This window comes from uncultured Bradyrhizobium sp. (genome assembly GCF_964252615.1).
Taxonomy (GTDB): domain Bacteria; phylum Pseudomonadota; class Alphaproteobacteria; order Rhizobiales; family Xanthobacteraceae; genus Bradyrhizobium.
The window spans coordinates 1-15685 of sequence record NZ_CAXUNQ010000055.1 but is presented as its reverse complement, the minus strand read 5'-3'; the positions used below and the strand labels follow the sequence as shown (position 1 = coordinate 15685).

At 64.3% G+C, this 15685-nt stretch carries 15 protein-coding genes; 8 read left to right on the top strand and 7 right to left on the bottom strand.

What is annotated here, in order from left to right; genetic code table 11:
• Positions 1 to 72 precede the first annotated feature (72 nt).
• From ACFE72_RS20785 to ACFE72_RS20765, 5 genes are all read left to right on the top strand, one after another.
• Positions 73 to 576, top strand: coding sequence for an RNA pyrophosphohydrolase (locus tag ACFE72_RS20785; RefSeq protein WP_375415010.1), 504 nt, complete (start codon positions 73 to 75; stop codon positions 574 to 576).
• Between the two features lie 79 nt (positions 577 to 655).
• The gene (locus tag ACFE72_RS20780; protein ID WP_375415009.1) at positions 656 to 1153 is read left to right on the top strand and encodes an RNA pyrophosphohydrolase; all 498 of its coding nucleotides are present in this window, start codon (positions 656 to 658) and stop codon (positions 1151 to 1153) included.
• Positions 1154 to 1455: 302 nt separating this feature from the next.
• Positions 1456 to 2001: a TRAP transporter small permease gene (locus ACFE72_RS20775; RefSeq protein WP_375415008.1), complete on the top strand. Its 546-nt coding sequence runs from the start codon at positions 1456 to 1458 to the stop codon at positions 1999 to 2001.
• Position 2002: 1 nt separating this feature from the next.
• Positions 2003 to 3310 carry a TRAP transporter large permease gene (locus ACFE72_RS20770; protein ID WP_375415007.1) on the top strand — a complete coding sequence of 436 codons (1308 nt, stop codon included), beginning with the start codon at positions 2003 to 2005 and terminating at the stop codon, positions 3308 to 3310.
• A gap of 41 nt (positions 3311 to 3351) precedes the next feature.
• Positions 3352 to 4299: a TRAP transporter substrate-binding protein gene (locus tag ACFE72_RS20765; RefSeq protein WP_375415006.1), complete on the top strand. Its 948-nt coding sequence runs from the start codon at positions 3352 to 3354 to the stop codon at positions 4297 to 4299.
• A 92-nt stretch (positions 4300 to 4391) separates the two neighbouring features.
• On the opposite strand, the gene ACFE72_RS20760 is transcribed toward ACFE72_RS20765, so the two are convergent.
• The 6 genes from ACFE72_RS20760 to ACFE72_RS20735 all read right to left on the bottom strand — a co-directional run bounded on the left by ACFE72_RS20760 (position 4392) and on the right by ACFE72_RS20735 (position 9898).
• Positions 4392 to 4799, bottom strand: a complete 408-nt coding sequence (locus tag ACFE72_RS20760) for a F0F1 ATP synthase subunit epsilon (protein ID WP_375415005.1) — start codon at positions 4797 to 4799, stop codon at positions 4392 to 4394.
• Positions 4800 to 4905: 106 nt separating this feature from the next.
• On the bottom strand, positions 4906 to 6339 hold the full coding sequence (atpD, locus tag ACFE72_RS20755; RefSeq protein ID WP_375415022.1) for a F0F1 ATP synthase subunit beta: 1434 nt from the start codon (positions 6337 to 6339) through the stop codon (positions 4906 to 4908).
• A gap of 73 nt (positions 6340 to 6412) precedes the next feature.
• Positions 6413 to 6814 carry an organic hydroperoxide resistance protein gene (locus tag ACFE72_RS20750; RefSeq protein ID WP_375415004.1) on the bottom strand — a complete coding sequence of 134 codons (402 nt, stop codon included), beginning with the start codon at positions 6812 to 6814 and terminating at the stop codon, positions 6413 to 6415.
• Between the two features lie 11 nt (positions 6815 to 6825).
• A complete protein-coding gene (locus ACFE72_RS20745; protein WP_375415003.1) occupies positions 6826 to 7704 on the bottom strand; it encodes a F0F1 ATP synthase subunit gamma in 879 nt (292 codons plus the stop codon).
• Positions 7705 to 7808: 104 nt separating this feature from the next.
• Complete coding sequence (gene atpA, locus ACFE72_RS20740) at positions 7809 to 9338, bottom strand: F0F1 ATP synthase subunit alpha (RefSeq protein ID WP_375415002.1); 1530 nt, start codon at positions 9336 to 9338, stop codon at positions 7809 to 7811.
• On the bottom strand, positions 9338 to 9898 hold the full coding sequence (locus ACFE72_RS20735; RefSeq protein ID WP_375415001.1) for a F0F1 ATP synthase subunit delta: 561 nt from the start codon (positions 9896 to 9898) through the stop codon (positions 9338 to 9340). Before ACFE72_RS20735 ends, atpA begins: the two co-directional genes overlap by 1 nt.
• 653 nt (positions 9899 to 10551) lie before the next feature.
• On the opposite strand from ACFE72_RS20735, the gene ACFE72_RS20730 reads away from it, so the two are divergent.
• Positions 10552 to 11046 carry a septal ring lytic transglycosylase RlpA family protein gene (locus ACFE72_RS20730; protein WP_375415000.1) on the top strand — a complete coding sequence of 165 codons (495 nt, stop codon included), beginning with the start codon at positions 10552 to 10554 and terminating at the stop codon, positions 11044 to 11046.
• Between the two features lie 202 nt (positions 11047 to 11248).
• On the opposite strand, the gene ACFE72_RS20725 is transcribed toward ACFE72_RS20730, so the two are convergent.
• Positions 11249 to 13462, bottom strand: coding sequence for a primosomal protein N' (locus ACFE72_RS20725; protein WP_375414999.1), 2214 nt, complete (start codon positions 13460 to 13462; stop codon positions 11249 to 11251).
• Between the two features lie 160 nt (positions 13463 to 13622).
• Between ACFE72_RS20725 and ACFE72_RS20720 the strand changes: the two genes are divergently transcribed.
• Together ACFE72_RS20720 and ACFE72_RS20715 are read left to right on the top strand one after the other, a co-directional pair.
• Positions 13623 to 14594: a tyrosine recombinase XerC gene (locus ACFE72_RS20720; RefSeq protein WP_375414998.1), complete on the top strand. Its 972-nt coding sequence runs from the start codon at positions 13623 to 13625 to the stop codon at positions 14592 to 14594.
• A gap of 192 nt (positions 14595 to 14786) precedes the next feature.
• The gene (locus ACFE72_RS20715; RefSeq protein ID WP_375414997.1) at positions 14787 to 15377 is read left to right on the top strand and encodes a DUF4337 domain-containing protein; all 591 of its coding nucleotides are present in this window, start codon (positions 14787 to 14789) and stop codon (positions 15375 to 15377) included.
• Positions 15378 to 15685: the final 308 nt, after the last annotated feature.

Genomic DNA, 15685 nt, shown 5'->3' with positions numbered 1-15685 from the left:
AGCGCTTTTGCGCGCGGGGACGAGCGCGCCTCCTCATCATGAGGAGAGAACAACACGAGAGGCATCGACGGAATGGCGCGCTATGAAGACCTGCCCTATCGAACCTGCGTCGGCATGATGCTGATCAATGCGGCGGGGTTGGTCTTCATCGGACGCCGCGCCGGAGGCATCGAACACGTCGACGAAACTCATGTCTGGCAGATGCCGCAAGGCGGCGTCGATCCCGGCGAAGACACCTGGGCGGCGGCAAAGCGCGAGCTTTACGAAGAAACCAGCGTCCGCTCGGTCGAAAAGCTCGGAGAGGTGTCGGATTGGCTGATCTACGATATCCCGCGCACCGTTGCCGGACGAACCTGGAAAGGCCGCTACCGCGGGCAGCGGCAAAAATGGTACGCCGTGCGATTTACCGGCCAGGACGCCGAGATCAATGTCGAGAGCCCCGGCGGCGGTCACAAGGCGGAGTTTGTCGGCTGGCGGTGGGAACCGATGAAAAACCTTCCCGAACTGATCGTTCCATTCAAGCGCCCGGTCTATGAACGCGTGGTAAAAGAGTTTTCCAAGCTCGCCGATGGCTAGGCATCCGTCTTCCAGGCGCCCGTGCCTGTTGCTGGATTCCGCGTTCGCCCAAACGCGCCCCCCGCAATGACGAGATCGCATGGCTGACGACAAGCCCTACCGTCGCAATGTAGGCGTCGCCCTGTTCAACGGCTCAGGCCGGGTTCTGATCGGGCGGCGCTTCAGGGACGACGGACCCGAGATCATTCTTCCCGGACTGGAATGGCAGATGCCGCAGGGCGGCATCGACGAAAACGAACATCCGCGTGATGCGGTGATGCGCGAATTATGGGAAGAGACCGGCGTCAGCAATACCGACTATCTCGGCGAAACCGACTGGATGAGCTACGACTTTCCCCCATTCGACGGACCGCAATCGCACCGGCTGGCGAAATTTCGCGGCCAGCGTCAGAAATGGTTCGCGCTGCGCTTTACCGGCGATGACCGCGAGGTGGACCCGCTGACGCCGCGCAACGGCCAGCCGCCGGAATTCGACCAATGGCGCTGGGAGCGGCTGGATCGCGTCGCCGACCTGGTGGTGCCGTTCCGGCGCGAGGTCTACCGGGAGGTCGCAAGGAGTTTTACGCGGTATGTGTAGGGAGAACCGGACATAATACGCGCCAGAAGCACTTTCGTCCTCCCCGCGAAGGCTATGGCAACGAGCGATTTGGATGGCCTCTGCGCATCGTCATGGCCGGGCTTGACCCTGCTGGATTCACATATCGCGTCATACGCGGGCTTGACCGGCGTATCCATCCATCTTCGGAAGAGTCGAGGATGCGAAAATGCAAGGTGCGTCGGCATATGCGATAATCCTGCGCCTGCGGCGGGGGCGACATTGAGCGCGTGGCGCCGTCTATTGCTTCCGGGCAGACTGCGTTTGAGGGATAAGGACCCACCATGATCCGCTGCTTTCTCGATCGGCTCTACCTTTTCTCCGGCTACCTCGCGGGAGTTTTCCTCGTCGCAATCTTCGTGCTGATGATGTTGCTTTCAGCCGGCCGTCCGCTCGGCATCAATATTCCGGCCGGCGACGACTTCATCTCCTGGTGCATGGCGGCAACGGCCTTCCTCGGGCTCGCCCACACGTTCAGGCATGGCGAGATGATCCGCGTCGGTCTTCTGATCGATCGCCTCACCGACAATGTCCGCCATGTCGTGGAGATCGCGGCGCTCCTGGTCGGCGCCGGCTTCATCGGCTTTTTCGCCCTGCATGCCACGATCATGACCTGGCAGTCGTGGAAATTTTCCGACATTTCGCAAGGCGTGATCGCGGTGCCGCTGTGGATTCCGCAGCTCGGCTACTGCGGCGGCCTCGTGATTCTGTTCATCGCCTTTGTGGACGAGCTGGTCCATGTGCTGCGCGGCTTTCCGCCGCGCTACGAATTGCCGAAACCGGAGAGTCCGGAGGAAATCGTCGAGCGAGCCATGCAGAGCGGGGTCTGACGTGGAGCTTCTTTCCATCGCCGCGCTTCTGCTCGGGCTGCTTGCGCTGCTGCTCGGCGCCGGCGTCTGGATTGCCGTCGCGCTGTTGGCGACGGGATGGGCCGGCATGCAGTTCGCGGGCGGCGGCATTCCCGCAGGCAGCGTGCTGGCGACCACGGTGTGGGGCAACAGCGCGTCGTGGTCGCTCGCAGCCTTGCCGCTCTTCATATGGATGGGCGAAATTCTGTTCCGCACGCGGTTGTCGGAGGAAATGTTCCGCGGATTTGCGCCGTGGCTGAACTGGCTGCCGGGCCGGCTCATGCACGTCAATGTGCTCGCCTGCGGCGTGTTCGGCTCGGTCTCCGGGTCATCGGCCGCGACCTGCGCCACGGTTGCCAAGATCGCCCTGCCCGAACTGAAGAAGCGCGGGTACGACGAAGGCTTGAGCCTCGGCTCGCTGGCCGGCGCGGGCACGCTGGGCATTCTGATTCCGCCGTCGATTACCATGGTGGTGTACGCCGTGCAGGCCAACGTCTCCATCATTCAGGTTTTCCTCGCGGGATTTCTGCCGGGCCTGCTGGTGATGGTGCTTTATTCCGGTTACATCGCGGCTTGGTCGCTTGCCCATCCGGCGCGCACGCCGCCCGCCGATCCGCCGATGAACCTTCGCCGGCGCCTCGCGGAATCGCTCAATCTTGTGCCCTGCCTGCTGCTGATCGCTTTCGTGTTTCTGTCGCTGCTGATGGGCTGGGCGACAGCGACGGAATGCGCAGCCTGGGGCGTGCTGGGGTCGCTGGCGATCGCGTGGTGGCAAGGCGCGCTGACCTGGCCCGCCTTCTGGGCAAGCGTCATGGGCGCAACGCGGGTCAATTGCATGATCCTGCTGATCCTGGCGGGCGCCTCCTACATGGGCACGTCGATGGCCTATACCGGGATTCCATTGGCGCTCGCGACCAGGGTGAACGGTCTTCAGCTCAGCCCTTATTCGCTGATCGCGGCGCTCACCATCATGTACATCGTGCTCGGCACGGCGCTGGACGGCATTTCGATGATCGTGCTGACCACCGCCATCGTCATTCCAATGGTGAAGCAGGCGGGCTTCGATCTCGTCTGGTTCGGTATTTTCCTGGTGCTGGTCGTGGAAATGGCGGAAGTCTCGCCGCCCGTCGGCTTCAACCTGTTCGTCCTGCAGACCATGAGCGGCAAGGATTCCAACACGGTCGCCAAGGCGGCGCTGCCGTTCTTCTTTTTGCTCGTTGCCGCGGTGGCTATCATCACGGTGTTTCCCGGTATCGTGATGGTGCTGCCGCGGATCGCGTTCCCCGGCTAGAGAGAGGTGTTGTCATGTTCAAGCTTGTAAAAACGTGCGCAATGGCTGCCTGCGTCGCCGCACTTGCCGTTCCCGCAATGGCGCAGACAAGATGGAATCTTCCCGCGGCCTATCCGGCGGACAATCCGCATTCGGTGAACCTGACCGCGTTCGCCAAGGACGTCGCCGACTCGACCGCCGGCAGGCTGCAAATCACCGTGCATGCCGCCGCGTCGCTGTTCAAGGCGCCGGAAATCAAGCGCGCGGTCGCAACCGGCCAAGCCCAGGCGGGCGAGGTCCTGATCTCACTGCATGAGAACGAAGACCCGATGTTCGGCATCGACGTGGTCCCGTTCATGGCGACCAGCTATCCGGCGGCCAAGAAGCTGTGGCTGGCGTCGAAGCCCGCGGTCGGGAAGAGGCTCGCATCGCAAGGCCTGCTGCTGCTGTTCGCGGTGCCGTGGGGTCCGCAGGGCATTTATGCCAAGAAGGACCTCAATACCATGGAGGACATGAAGGGCCTGAAGTGGCGCGCCTATAATGTCGGCACCTCGCGCATCGCCGAACTTGTCGGCGCACAGCCCGTCACCATCCAGGCGGCGGAATTGCCGCAGGCGCTCGCCACCGGCGTCGTCAACGCGTTCATGACCTCGGGCTCGACCGGCTACGACAGCAAGGCCTGGGAGACCATGACGCACTTCTACGATACGCAGGCCTGGATCCCGAAGAACGTCACCTTCGTGAACAAGGCGGCTTTCGATTCGCTGGACGAGCCGACCCGGGACGCGATCCTGAAAGCGGCGGCGGTCGCCGAAGAACGCGGCTGGAAACTCGCGGAAGAAAAGGCGAAGTGGTATCTCGAACAGCTTGCAGCCAACAAGATGAAGGTGCTTCCACCGCCCCCCGCGCTGAAGGCCGGCCTTGAGAAAATCGGCGAGCAGTTGACCGCCGACTGGTCGAAAAAGGCCGGTCCCGACGGCGAAGCCGTGATTGCCGCATACAGGAAGTAAGCGCCGTCAATGCGTGGGGCGGATTAGGCGCATAGAACCGCAGCCCGCCACAGTGAGTCGCAACCTGACGGCTCGCCCTCGAATGACGACGCCTAATGCATTGCCGTCGAATCGAGCTGGTTCTGGATGCTCTTGAAATGATCGAGCCGCTCGATGGCGCGGTCGAGCTCGGAGCCTTCCTTCTCGGCGAGCTTCTCTTCCATGCCGGAAATCTTGTCGGCGAACGCGGCCTTGTCGAGTTCGTCCAGCGAGGTCGCGACATCGGCGAGCACCGTGAGGCCCTTATCGGAAACTTCCGCAAGGCCGCCGAGCACGATGATCCTTTGGTGCGTGCCGCCGGCGGTCACGGTGAGAATTCCCGGCCGGATCGCCGCCACTACCGGAGCGTGGCCTGCGAGCACGCCGAAATCGCCCTCGACGCCGGGGATATCGACCTGGTCGACTTCGCCGGAGAAGGCGAGTTTTTCCGGCGACACGAGTTCGAAGTGGAAGGTGGCCATGGGCTCGGTCTCTGTTGTTGTCACCCGCGGGCTTGACCCGCGGGTCCATCCCTCAAAACGCATTTTCGACGGATTGCCGGGTCAGGCCCGGCAATGACGATCCATCCTACGCCGCTTCCGCAGCCAGCTTCTTGCCCTTTTCGACCGCCTCTTCAATGGTGCCGACCATGTAGAAGGCGGCTTCCGGCAGGTGATCGTACTTGCCTTCGCAGATGGCGCGGAAACCCTTGATGGTGTCGGCAAGGTCGACGAACTTGCCCGGCGATCCGGTAAAGATTTCGGCGACGAAGAACGGCTGCGACAGGAAGCGCTCGATCTTGCGCGCGCGCGCCACCGCGATCTTGTCCTCTTCCGACAATTCGTCCATGCCGAGAATGGCGATGATGTCCTGCAGCGACTTGTAGCGCTGCAATACCTGCTGAACCATGCGCGCGGTCTGATAATGCTCCTCGCCGACGACGAGCGGCGACAGCATGCGCGAGGTCGAGTCGAGCGGATCGACCGCGGGATAAATGCCCTTCTCGGAAATCGCGCGGTTCAGCACCGTGGTGGCGTCCAGATGCGCGAACGAGGTGGCGGGCGCAGGATCGGTCAAGTCGTCGGCAGGCACGTAGATCGCCTGCACCGACGTAATCGACCCCTTGTGCGTGGTGGTGATGCGCTCCTGCAGCGCGCCCATGTCGGTAGCGAGCGTCGGCTGATACCCCACCGCGGAGGGGATGCGGCCGAGCAGCGCCGACACTTCGGAGCCTGCTTGGGTGAAGCGGAATATGTTGTCGACGAAGAACAGCACGTCCTGGCCCTGATCGCGGAAATGCTCGGCGACGGTGAGGCCGGTCAGGCCGACGCGGGCGCGGGCGCCCGGCGGCTCGTTCATCTGGCCGTAGACCAGCGCGCATTTCGAGCCTTCGCCGCCGCCCTTCTTGTTGACGCCGGATTCGATGAACTCGTGATAGAGGTCGTTGCCTTCACGGGTGCGCTCGCCGACGCCGGCGAACACCGAATAGCCGCCGTGGGCCTTGGCGACGTTGTTGATCAGTTCCTGGATCAGCACGGTCTTGCCGACGCCGGCGCCGCCGAACAGGCCGATCTTGCCCCCCTTGGCGTAGGGCGCGAGCAGGTCGACGACCTTGATGCCGGTGACGAGAATTTCCGCTTCGGTGGACTGGTCGGTATAGACCGGCGCTTCCTGATGGATTGCGCGCATGTCTTCGGCGGCCACCGGCCCCTGTTCGTCGACCGGCTCGCCGATCACGTTCATGATGCGGCCGAGCGTGCCGGCGCCGACGGGAACGCGGATCGGCGCGCCGGTGTCGGTGACTTCGCCGCCGCGCACCAGGCCCTCGGTGGTGTCCATCGCAATGGTGCGCACCGTGGACTCGCCGAGATGCTGGGCGACTTCCAGCACCAGACGGTTGTTGCCGTTCCTGGTTTCGATCGCGTTCAGAATCGCGGGCAGATGTCCCTCGAACTGCACGTCGACGACGGCGCCGATGACCTGCGTGATGCGTCCGGTCTGGTTGGCCGGACCGCCAAGCACCGCAGAACCGCCTTTAATGGATCCTTCGTTCAACGACATATGACACCTCGAGTTCTAGTCATTCAGCAAACCGTTAGATAACGGTCAGTTTGACGGGAATGTTGCCCCTGGTCGCCTTCGAATACGGGCAGACCGTGTGGGCTTCGTCCGCCGCCGCCTGGACCTTGTCCCGGTCGGCGCCGGGAATTGAAATTTTCAGCTCCGCGGCGAGGTTGAACCCGCCCTCGGTATTCAGCGTCACCTCGCAGGTCACTTTCGCCGCCTGCGCATCGATGCCGTGCTTCTTGGCGATCAGCATCAAGGCCTGGCAGTAGCAGGACGACCAGCCCAGCGCGAACAGCTGCTCGGGATTGTGGCCGTCGCCGGCGCCGCCGAGATCCTTTGGAAAAGCCATCGCCAGCCCGAGCACGCCGTTTTCGAGAACCGCGCGGCCGTTGCGTCCGCCCGACGTCGTCGCCTTGGTGACATATGCCATCGCTGGTCTCCTCAGATAGCCTCGGCACCGGAGATGATTTCGATCAGCTCCTTGGTGATCATCGCCTGCCGGGTCCGGTTGTAGATCAGGGTCTGCTTGCGGATCATGTCGCCGGCATTGCGGGTGGCGTTATCCATCGCGCTCATCTGCGCGCCGTAGAACGACGCGTTGTTTTCGAGCAGCGCGCGGAAAATCTGCACCGCCAGATTGCGCGGCAGCAGCCCGCCGAGAATTTCATCTTCCTCCGGCTCATACTCATAGGACGTTGCCGGGCCGGCATTCGGCGCCGGCGCTTCGACCACCAGCGGAATGACCTGCTGCGCGGTCGGAACCTGCGCGATGACCGACTTGAAGCGCGAATAGAACAGCGTGCAGACGTCGAACTCGCCGGCCTCGAACCGCGCGATCACTTTCGCGGCGATGTCCTCGGCGTTGACGAAGCCGAGCTGCCGCACCGCGCGCAGGTCGACGTGTTCGACGATCTGCTTCTCGAAGTTGCGGCGCAACTGCTCGTACCCCTTGCGGCCGACGCAGAAGAACTTGACTTCCTTGCCCTGGTTCATCAGCGACAGCGCGCGCTCGCGAGCCAGGCGCACGATCGAGGAATTGAACGCGCCGGAAAGGCCGCGCTCCCCGGTGCAGACCAGCAGCAGGTGGACCTGGTCCCGGCCGGTGCCGGCGAGCAGCACCGGCGCCCCGGGAGAACCCGCCGCCGCACTGGCGATATTCGAAATCACCGCGTCCATCCGCTCGGCATAGGGACGCGCCGCCTCCGCAGCATTCTGCGCCCGGCGCAGTTTCGACGCCGCGACCATCTGCATGGCCTTGGTGATCTTCTGCGTCGCCTTGGTGGAGGCGATGCGGACGCGCATGTCTTTGAGTGAGGCCATGATCTGATGACGGACGACGGACGACCGACGACGGAGGAAGACGGATCCTCACACGCCTACGTTTCCCGGCCCCTGTCCTCCATTGTCTGTTGTCTGTTGCGCGATTAAGCAAACGACTTCGCGTAGCCCTCGACCACGGTCTTGAGCTTGGCGGCGGTGTCGTCGGAAAGATCGCGGCTGTCGCGGATGGCGTTGAGGATGTCGACGTTCTTGCCGCGCAGCAGCGACAGCAGACCGTCCTCGAATGCGCGCACCTTGGCAACCGGAAGCGCATCGAGATAGCCGTTGACGCCGGCGTAGATCGCCACGACCTGCTCTTCCATCTTCAGCGGCGAGAACTGCGGCTGCTTCAAAAGCTCGGTCAGGCGCGAGCCGCGATTGAGCAGGCGCTGCGTCGAGGCGTCGAGGTCGGAGCCGAATTGCGCGAACGCGGCCATTTCGCGGTACTGCGCGAGCTCGCCCTTGATCTTGCCGGCGACCTTCTTCATCGCCTTTGTCTGCGCCGCCGAGCCGACGCGCGACACCGACAGGCCGACGTTCACCGCGGGACGAATGCCCTGGAAGAACAGATCGGTTTCGAGGAATATCTGGCCGTCGGTGATCGAGATCACGTTGGTCGGGATATAGGCCGACACGTCGTTGGCCTGGGTTTCGATGATCGGCAGCGCCGTCAGCGAGCCCGAGCCCTGCTCGTCGTTGAGCTTGGCGGCGCGCTCGAGCAGGCGCGAATGCAGATAGAACACGTCGCCGGGATAGGCTTCGCGGCCGGGCGGGCGGCGCAGCAGCAGCGACATCTGGCGATAGGCCACCGCCTGCTTCGACAGATCGTCATAGATGATGACGGCGTGCATGCCGTTGTCGCGGAAATATTCGCCCATGGTGCAGCCGGTGAACGGCGCGATGTACTGCATCGGCGCCGGATCGGATGCGGTCGCGGCGACGATGATGGAATATTCGAGCGCGCCCTGCTCTTCCAGCACCTTGACGAACTGCGCCACGGTCGAGCGCTTCTGGCCGATGGCGACGTAAACGCAATAGAGCTTGATCTTCTCGTCGCCGGTGGCGTTGAGCGGCTTCTGGTTCAGGATGGCGTCGAGCGCGATCGCGGTCTTGCCGGTCTGGCGGTCGCCGATGATCAGTTCGCGCTGGCCGCGGCCGATCGGGATCAGCGCATCGATGGCCTTGAGGCCGGTCGCCATCGGCTCGTTCACCGATTTGCGCGGAATGATGCCGGGCGCCTTGACGTCGACGCGCTTGCGTTCGGTGGCCTGGATCGGGCCCTTGCCGTCGATCGGATTGCCGAGCGCGTCGACCACGCGGCCGAGCAGGCCCTTGCCGACCGGGGTGTCGACGATGGCGCGGGTGCGCTTGACGGTCTGGCCTTCCTTGATCTCGCGGTCGGCGCCGAAGATCACGATGCCGACATTGTCGGTTTCGAGATTCAGCGCCATGCCGCGGGTGCCGTTCTCGAACTCGACCATTTCGCCGGCCTGGACGTTGTCGAGGCCGTAGACGCGGGCAATGCCGTCGCCGACGGACAGCACCTGTCCGACTTCGGAAACCTCAGCCTCCTGGCCGAAATTCTTGATCTGGTCCTTGAGGATCGCGGAAATTTCCGCGGCGCGGATGTCCATCAGCCTGCCTCTTTCATCGCGTGCTTGATCGAATTGAGTTTGGTGCGAAGCGAACTATCCACCATGCGGCTGCCGAGCTTGACCACAAGCCCGCCGATGATGGAAGGATCGACTTTTACGTTGAGCGCGACGTCCTTGCCCGTTACCGATTTCAGCGCGGCCTTCAGGGCGTCGAGATGCTTGTCGCTGAGCGTTTCGGCGACGGTGACGTCGGCCGTGGCTTCGCCCTTGAATTTGGCCACCAGCGCGCGGAACGCGCGGATGACGTCGGCCACCGCGAACAGCCGGCGGTTGGCGGTGAGAACCTTCAGGAAGTTTGCGCTGATGCCGCCGATTTCGGCCTTCGCGAGCACCGCCGCCAGCGCCTTGGACTGGGCATCCGCCGAAAAAACCGGGCTGCGCACCAGCCTCGAAAGCTCCGGACTGTCCGCCAGCATGGTACTGAACCTGTCGAGATCGGCCTTGACGGCGTCGACGGATTTTTCGTCGCGGGCGAGTTCGAACAGGGCCGTTGCGTAACGACCGGACACTCCCGAAACCGACGGATCTTCTGCTGCCACGAGCGCGCTCTTTGTGCTGTCAAACGCCAAGGAAAAAGCCGTCGCCACAATGCGGCGCTGGAGCGGCCCAAGCCCTTGGAATTCAAGCGGGACTTCGATTTTCGACCCGTACGTGACGTACCGGCAACCTTAAAATCGCGGCTTTGCTAACATAGCATGCGCGCAGGTGCAACATGACGGTGCGGCCGGCGATGCCTTGTCGCAGCCAAGGCGACGAATGTGAGAAAAGCCGGCAGACCATCTGCTGCGGGACAACCAATCCAGTCGGTCCGCTGACCGACATTGTCGGACCGCCGAGCGGTGTGTTTGCTTGTTCCGGCATCGAGCGCATACATCCCATGCGCTTGCTGCAGGAACCGCACAACTCACGGCCGCCGTTTCATCTCGCGCGTTACTTGCTGAATGCTGCGCACGGAGCCCGATGACTTGCTTCTACAGTTCTCTTGTGTAAACCGAAGTATAGATTTCGTTAATAAAACGTAACTGAATCGTACCCAGCCAATTGCCGATTCGATCACAAGATATTTCTTCTTCGAGTGGAACGAAATTCCCGCCAAGTTTACGCCTCATTGACCGATCAACGGTCGTCCCGCAAATGGGACGGGGGTTCCACTTGCCACATATGTGGCAATACTATCTGAGGGACTTGGTATATGCTGAAATTCAAGAAGGCGGCGCCGGGAAATGGTGGCCGGTCGCGCATGGCGATTGCCCTGTTCGCTGGAACTCTTTTGCTCGGCGGGAGCATCACCGCAGCCTCCGCCAAATCGCACCGGCATCAGCATCGCCACCACCATCACCACGCCCATCACGCCAGCCATTCGTCCTGGCGCGGTGCCAATGCCTCGTTCGGCGGCGGTTCCGGCCGCAGCTTCTCGGGCATGGCCTCCTATTACGGCAATGAATCCGGCAGCAAGACCGCCTCCGGGGCGCGCTTCAACCAGAGCGCCATGACCTGCGCCCACCGCTCGCTGCCGTTCGGCACCAGGCTCCGCGTCACCCATGGCGGCCGCAGCGTCGTCGTCACCGTCAACGACCGCGGCCCCTTCATTCGCGGTCGCGTCCTCGACCTCTCCACCGGCGCCGCCCGCGCCGTCGGCCTGACCAGCCGCGGCGTCGGCCGGGTTGTGGCGGAGGTGGTTTCCTGAGCAAGAATAGTAAGCGTTGCGTCTAGGCGGCCGCGGGATCTTCCCGCAGACGCAAAGAGCCTGCCGTCGTAAATGACGGCGGGCTTTTTTGTGCGTCATTCCGGGATGCGCCTGTTGGCGCAGGCCCGGAATCCATACACGCCGTCGTGGTTATGGAGTCCGGGCTCGCGCTTCGCGCGCCCGGAATGACGGATGTCCGGAGTCACAAAAAACTCTGCGGATCGACATCCACCTCGAGCTTGAGATTGCCCCTGGTCTTCGGTCCCGCCGCCAGCCATTCACGCAGATATTGCGACAGGTCCACGCCCCGCGCGGACTTCACCAATAGCCGAAAGCGGTAGCGGCCCTTGATCACCGCCAGCGGCGCTTCGGCGGGGCCCAGCACCTGGATGCGCGGGTCGATCGGCGCGATGGCGGCGAGCTTGCGTGCATAGCCTTCCGCCGAGGGACGATCGCCGGCGGAGATGACCAGGCTCGCCAGCCGGCCGAACGGCGGGTAGCCGGCGCGTTCGCGCGCCTCGATCTCGCTGGCGTAAAACGCTTCGCGGTCGCAGGCCACCAGCGCCTTCATCACCGGATGCTCCGGCTGATGGGTCTGCAGATAGCCGACGCCGCGGCCCTGCTCGCGTCCGGCGCGGCCGACCACCTGGTTGAGCAGTTGAAACGTGCGTTCGGCCGCGCGCGGATCGCCATTGCTCAAGCCGAGGTCGGCATCGACCACGCCGACCAGGTTGAGGCGCGGAAAATTATGACCCTTGGCCACAAGCTGGGTGCCGATGATGATATCGACGCGGCCTGCCGCAATCTCGTTCAGCTCCGAGCGCATGGTCTCGATCGAGATGATCAGGTCGCTCGACAGCACCATGGTGCGCGCATCCGGAAACAGCGCGACGGCCTCTTCCTGCAGGCGCTCGACGCCCGGACCGACGGCCACCAGCGACTGTTCCGCCGCGCAGTGCGGACAGGCGTTTGGGCGCGGCATCGAGAAGCCGCAATGATGGCAGACCAGGCGCTGGCGAAAGCGATGGTCCACCAGCCATGCATCGCAGATGGTGCAGGCGAAGCGGTGCCCGCAGGCCCGGCACAGCGTCAGCGGCGCGTAGCCGCGGCGATTGAGGAACAGCAGCGCCTGCTCGCGCCGCTCCACCGCAATTCTGATCTCCTCGGCCAACCGCGGCGAGATGAAGCGTCCGCGCGGCGGCGCCTCGCGGCGCAGGTCGATCGCCTCGATATGGGGCATGTGCTGGCCGCCGAACCGCGACGGCAGCACCACCCGCTGATAGCGGCCCTTGCGCGCGTTGACCTCGGTCTCCACCGACGGCGTCGCCGACGCCAGCACGACCGGAATCTTCGCGATGCTGGCGCGCACCACCGCCATGTCGCGGGCGTGGTAATGCGCGCCCTCGTCCTGCTTGTAGGCCTGGTCGTGCTCCTCATCAACCACGATCAGCCCGAGGTCGGCATAAGGCATGAACAGCGCGGACCGCGCGCCCGCCACCACACTCGCCTCGCCCGCCGAGATTGCCGCCCAGTTGCGCGCGCGGGTGCGCGGCGTCAGTTCGGAATGCCATTCCAGCGGCCGCACCCCGAAGCGCCGGGCAAAACGGTCGAGGAATTGTCCGGTCAGTGCAATCTCCGGCATCAGGATCAGCGCCTGCCTGCCGCGCCGGAGGACTTCCGCGACCGCCTCGAAATAAACTTCGGTCTTGCCGGAGCCGGTGACGCCGTCGAGCAGCGCCACATGAAAGCTGCCATTGGCCGCCAGCGCCCGCATCGCGTCCACCGCGGTGCGCTGCTGGCGCGAAAAAACCGGCAACGCGAATGACGGATCGGGCGGCGGCGGCGCCAGCGCCGATGGCATCGGCTCCGTGGCCAGCGTGCCCTCGTCGACCAGGCCGTCGATCACGCCGGCGCTGACGCCGGCCTCCTTCGCGGCTTCCGATTTTCCGTGCAGCAGCCGGTCCGACAGAATTTCGATCAGCCGCCGCCGCGCCGGCGTCATCCGCGGCGGCGGCGGGCCCGCCAGCCGCACCCCCATCCGCACCCGCTCGGGGCCGAGATGCTCGCCCATCCGCAGCGTCATCCGCAGCACCATGCCGCGCGCCGACAGCGTGTAATTGGCGACCCAGTCGACGAGCTTGCGCAGTTCGTCGCGGAGCGGTGGCACATCGAGCTTTTCACTGACATTCTTGAGGCGGTTGTGCAGGCGCGGATCGGGATCGGCGTTGTCGGCCCACACCACCGCGATCACCTCGCGCGGCCCCAGCGGCACGCACACCACGTCGCCCGGCGCCAGTTCCATGCCGCGCGGCACCCGGTAGGAATAGGCCTGGTTCAACGCCACCGGCACCAGCACATCGACCACGCGCGCGGCCGGCAATGCAGGTGGCGTGTCGGTGCGCGCGGCGTGGTCCATTGTGAGAATCAGGCTCGGAACGAGGGCCGGGCTAACTTAAGGTCGCGCGCGGCGCGGGGCCAGCGACACCGGCGTGTGGCCGAGGCGAATTCGCGTGGTTCATCAAAGATAAACCAGCGCGATGTGATAGTATCGGCCGTTCGCTGCTGCTTTAAGAGCCATGGCCAAACCTGTTCCGTCCGTTCAACCGATCGAACTCGCCTGCGCTGCCGAGGATCTCGCGCTGCAGACGGCGCGGTGGCTTGCCCATCTGCGCGCCGAGCGGCGGCTGTCGCCGAAGACGCTCGAAGCCTATGCCCGCGATGTCCGCCAGTGTCTGCAGTTTCTCGGCGGCCATTGGGGCATGCTGGTGACGCTGCCGCGCTTTGCGGCGCTTGAAGCCAGCGACGTCAGGGCCTTCATGGCGATGCGGCGTGCCGACGACATCGGCGGACGTTCGCTGATGCGGGCGCTGGCGGGACTGCGCTCGTTCGGACGTTTCCTCGAGCAGGAAGGCAAGGGCCGGGTCGGCGCGCTCTCGGCAATTCGCGCGCCAAAAGTCGGCAAGAGCCTGCCGAAGCCGATCCAGGTCGCCGCCGCCAAGCGCTTCACCGATGCCGACGAGCGCGCCGGCGAAGATCGCGAGCCGTGGATCTTTGCGCGCGACGCCGCCGTGATGGCGCTGCTGTACGGCTCCGGCCTGCGCATTTCCGAAGCGCTTGGGTTGAAGCGCCGCGACGTGCCCGTCCCTGGTGCTGGCGACGTGGTGATCGTGACCGGCAAAGGCAACAAGACGCGCATGGTGCCGGTGCTGCAGAACGTGCTCGCGCTGATTCAGGATTACGCCGCGATGTGCCCGCATCCGCTTCCGGCGGAGGGACCGGTCTTCGTCGGCGCGCGCGGCGGGCCGCTCCGGGCCCGAATCATCCAGCTCACCATGGAACGGCTGCGCGGCGCGCTCGGCCTGCCCGACAGCGCGACACCGCACGCGCTGCGGCATTCCTTTGCAACGCACCTGCTGAGCCGCGGCGGCGACCTGCGCGCAATCCAGGAACTGCTCGGCCACGCCTCGCTCTCGACCACGCAAATCTATACCGGCATCGATACCGAACGGCTGTTCGAGGTGTACAAAACAGCGCATCCGCGGGCGTGAGCTTCCAGCCCTGGGGCGCAATAGCGCAGCGTATCGCGCCGCGTCCGCATCCGCATCCGCATCCGCGTTGCGGATTACGCCGCGCTCATCCGTGCTGCAGACGTCACTCCTTGCAATGACGGGCGCCACATTCCGCTTGCACGGAACGGGCCCATCGGCCAATGCTCGCGTGACTTTCGCCGGGAGGGAATCATGGGCGCACATGAGAGCTTGGAGCACGCCGAACATGCCGAGCATGCCTCCGGCTCCAACAAGAAAATCGCCCTGCTGATTGCCGTGATCGCGCTGTTTCTCGCGTTTTCGGAGACGCTGGGCAAGGGCGCCCAGACCGAGGCGCTCGGCAAGAATGTGGAAGCCTCGAATCTCTGGGCCTTCTTCCAGGCCAAGAGCATCCGCCGCACCGTGGTTCAAGCGACCTCTGATCAGGCCAAATTGAGCCTCGGGGTGATGGGCGACGATGCCGCCAAAGCCGCGCTGCAAAAGCAAATTGAGGAGTGGGGCAAGACCGCGGCGCGTTACCGCTCAGAACCGGAAACCGGCGAAGGCTCGGAGCAATTGGCAGAGCGCGCCAAGCACGCCGAGCACGAGCGCGACCTCGCGCTGGCGAAATACCATCATTACGAGGTAGCCTCGGCCGCGTTCCAGATCGGGATCGTGCTGGCGTCGGCCACCATCATCACCGGCATGGCGGCACTGGCCTGGATATCCGGCGTGCTGGCGATCGTTGGCATCGCCTTTACCGCGATCGGGCTGTTCGCGCCGCATGCGGTGCATCTGATGTAGCCCGTGCTCCGGATGCTGCGCAGCGGGGCAGCGAAACTCATGCCTCGTCATGCGCGGGCTCGATCCGCGCAGGGTTCGTCCCGGCCATCCACGTCTGTGCTCCACATCGGAAAGAAGACGTGGATGCCCGGCACAAGGCCGGGCATGACGGCGTGGTCTACGTCATGCGCGGCACAAGCCAGGCATGACAGCGCGGTCTACGTCATGCCTGGTACAAGGCCGGGCAGCGCTTCAACGTCATGGCCGGGCTCGTCCCGGCCATCCACGTCTGTGCTCCACATCAGAAAGAAAGACGTGGATGCCCGGCA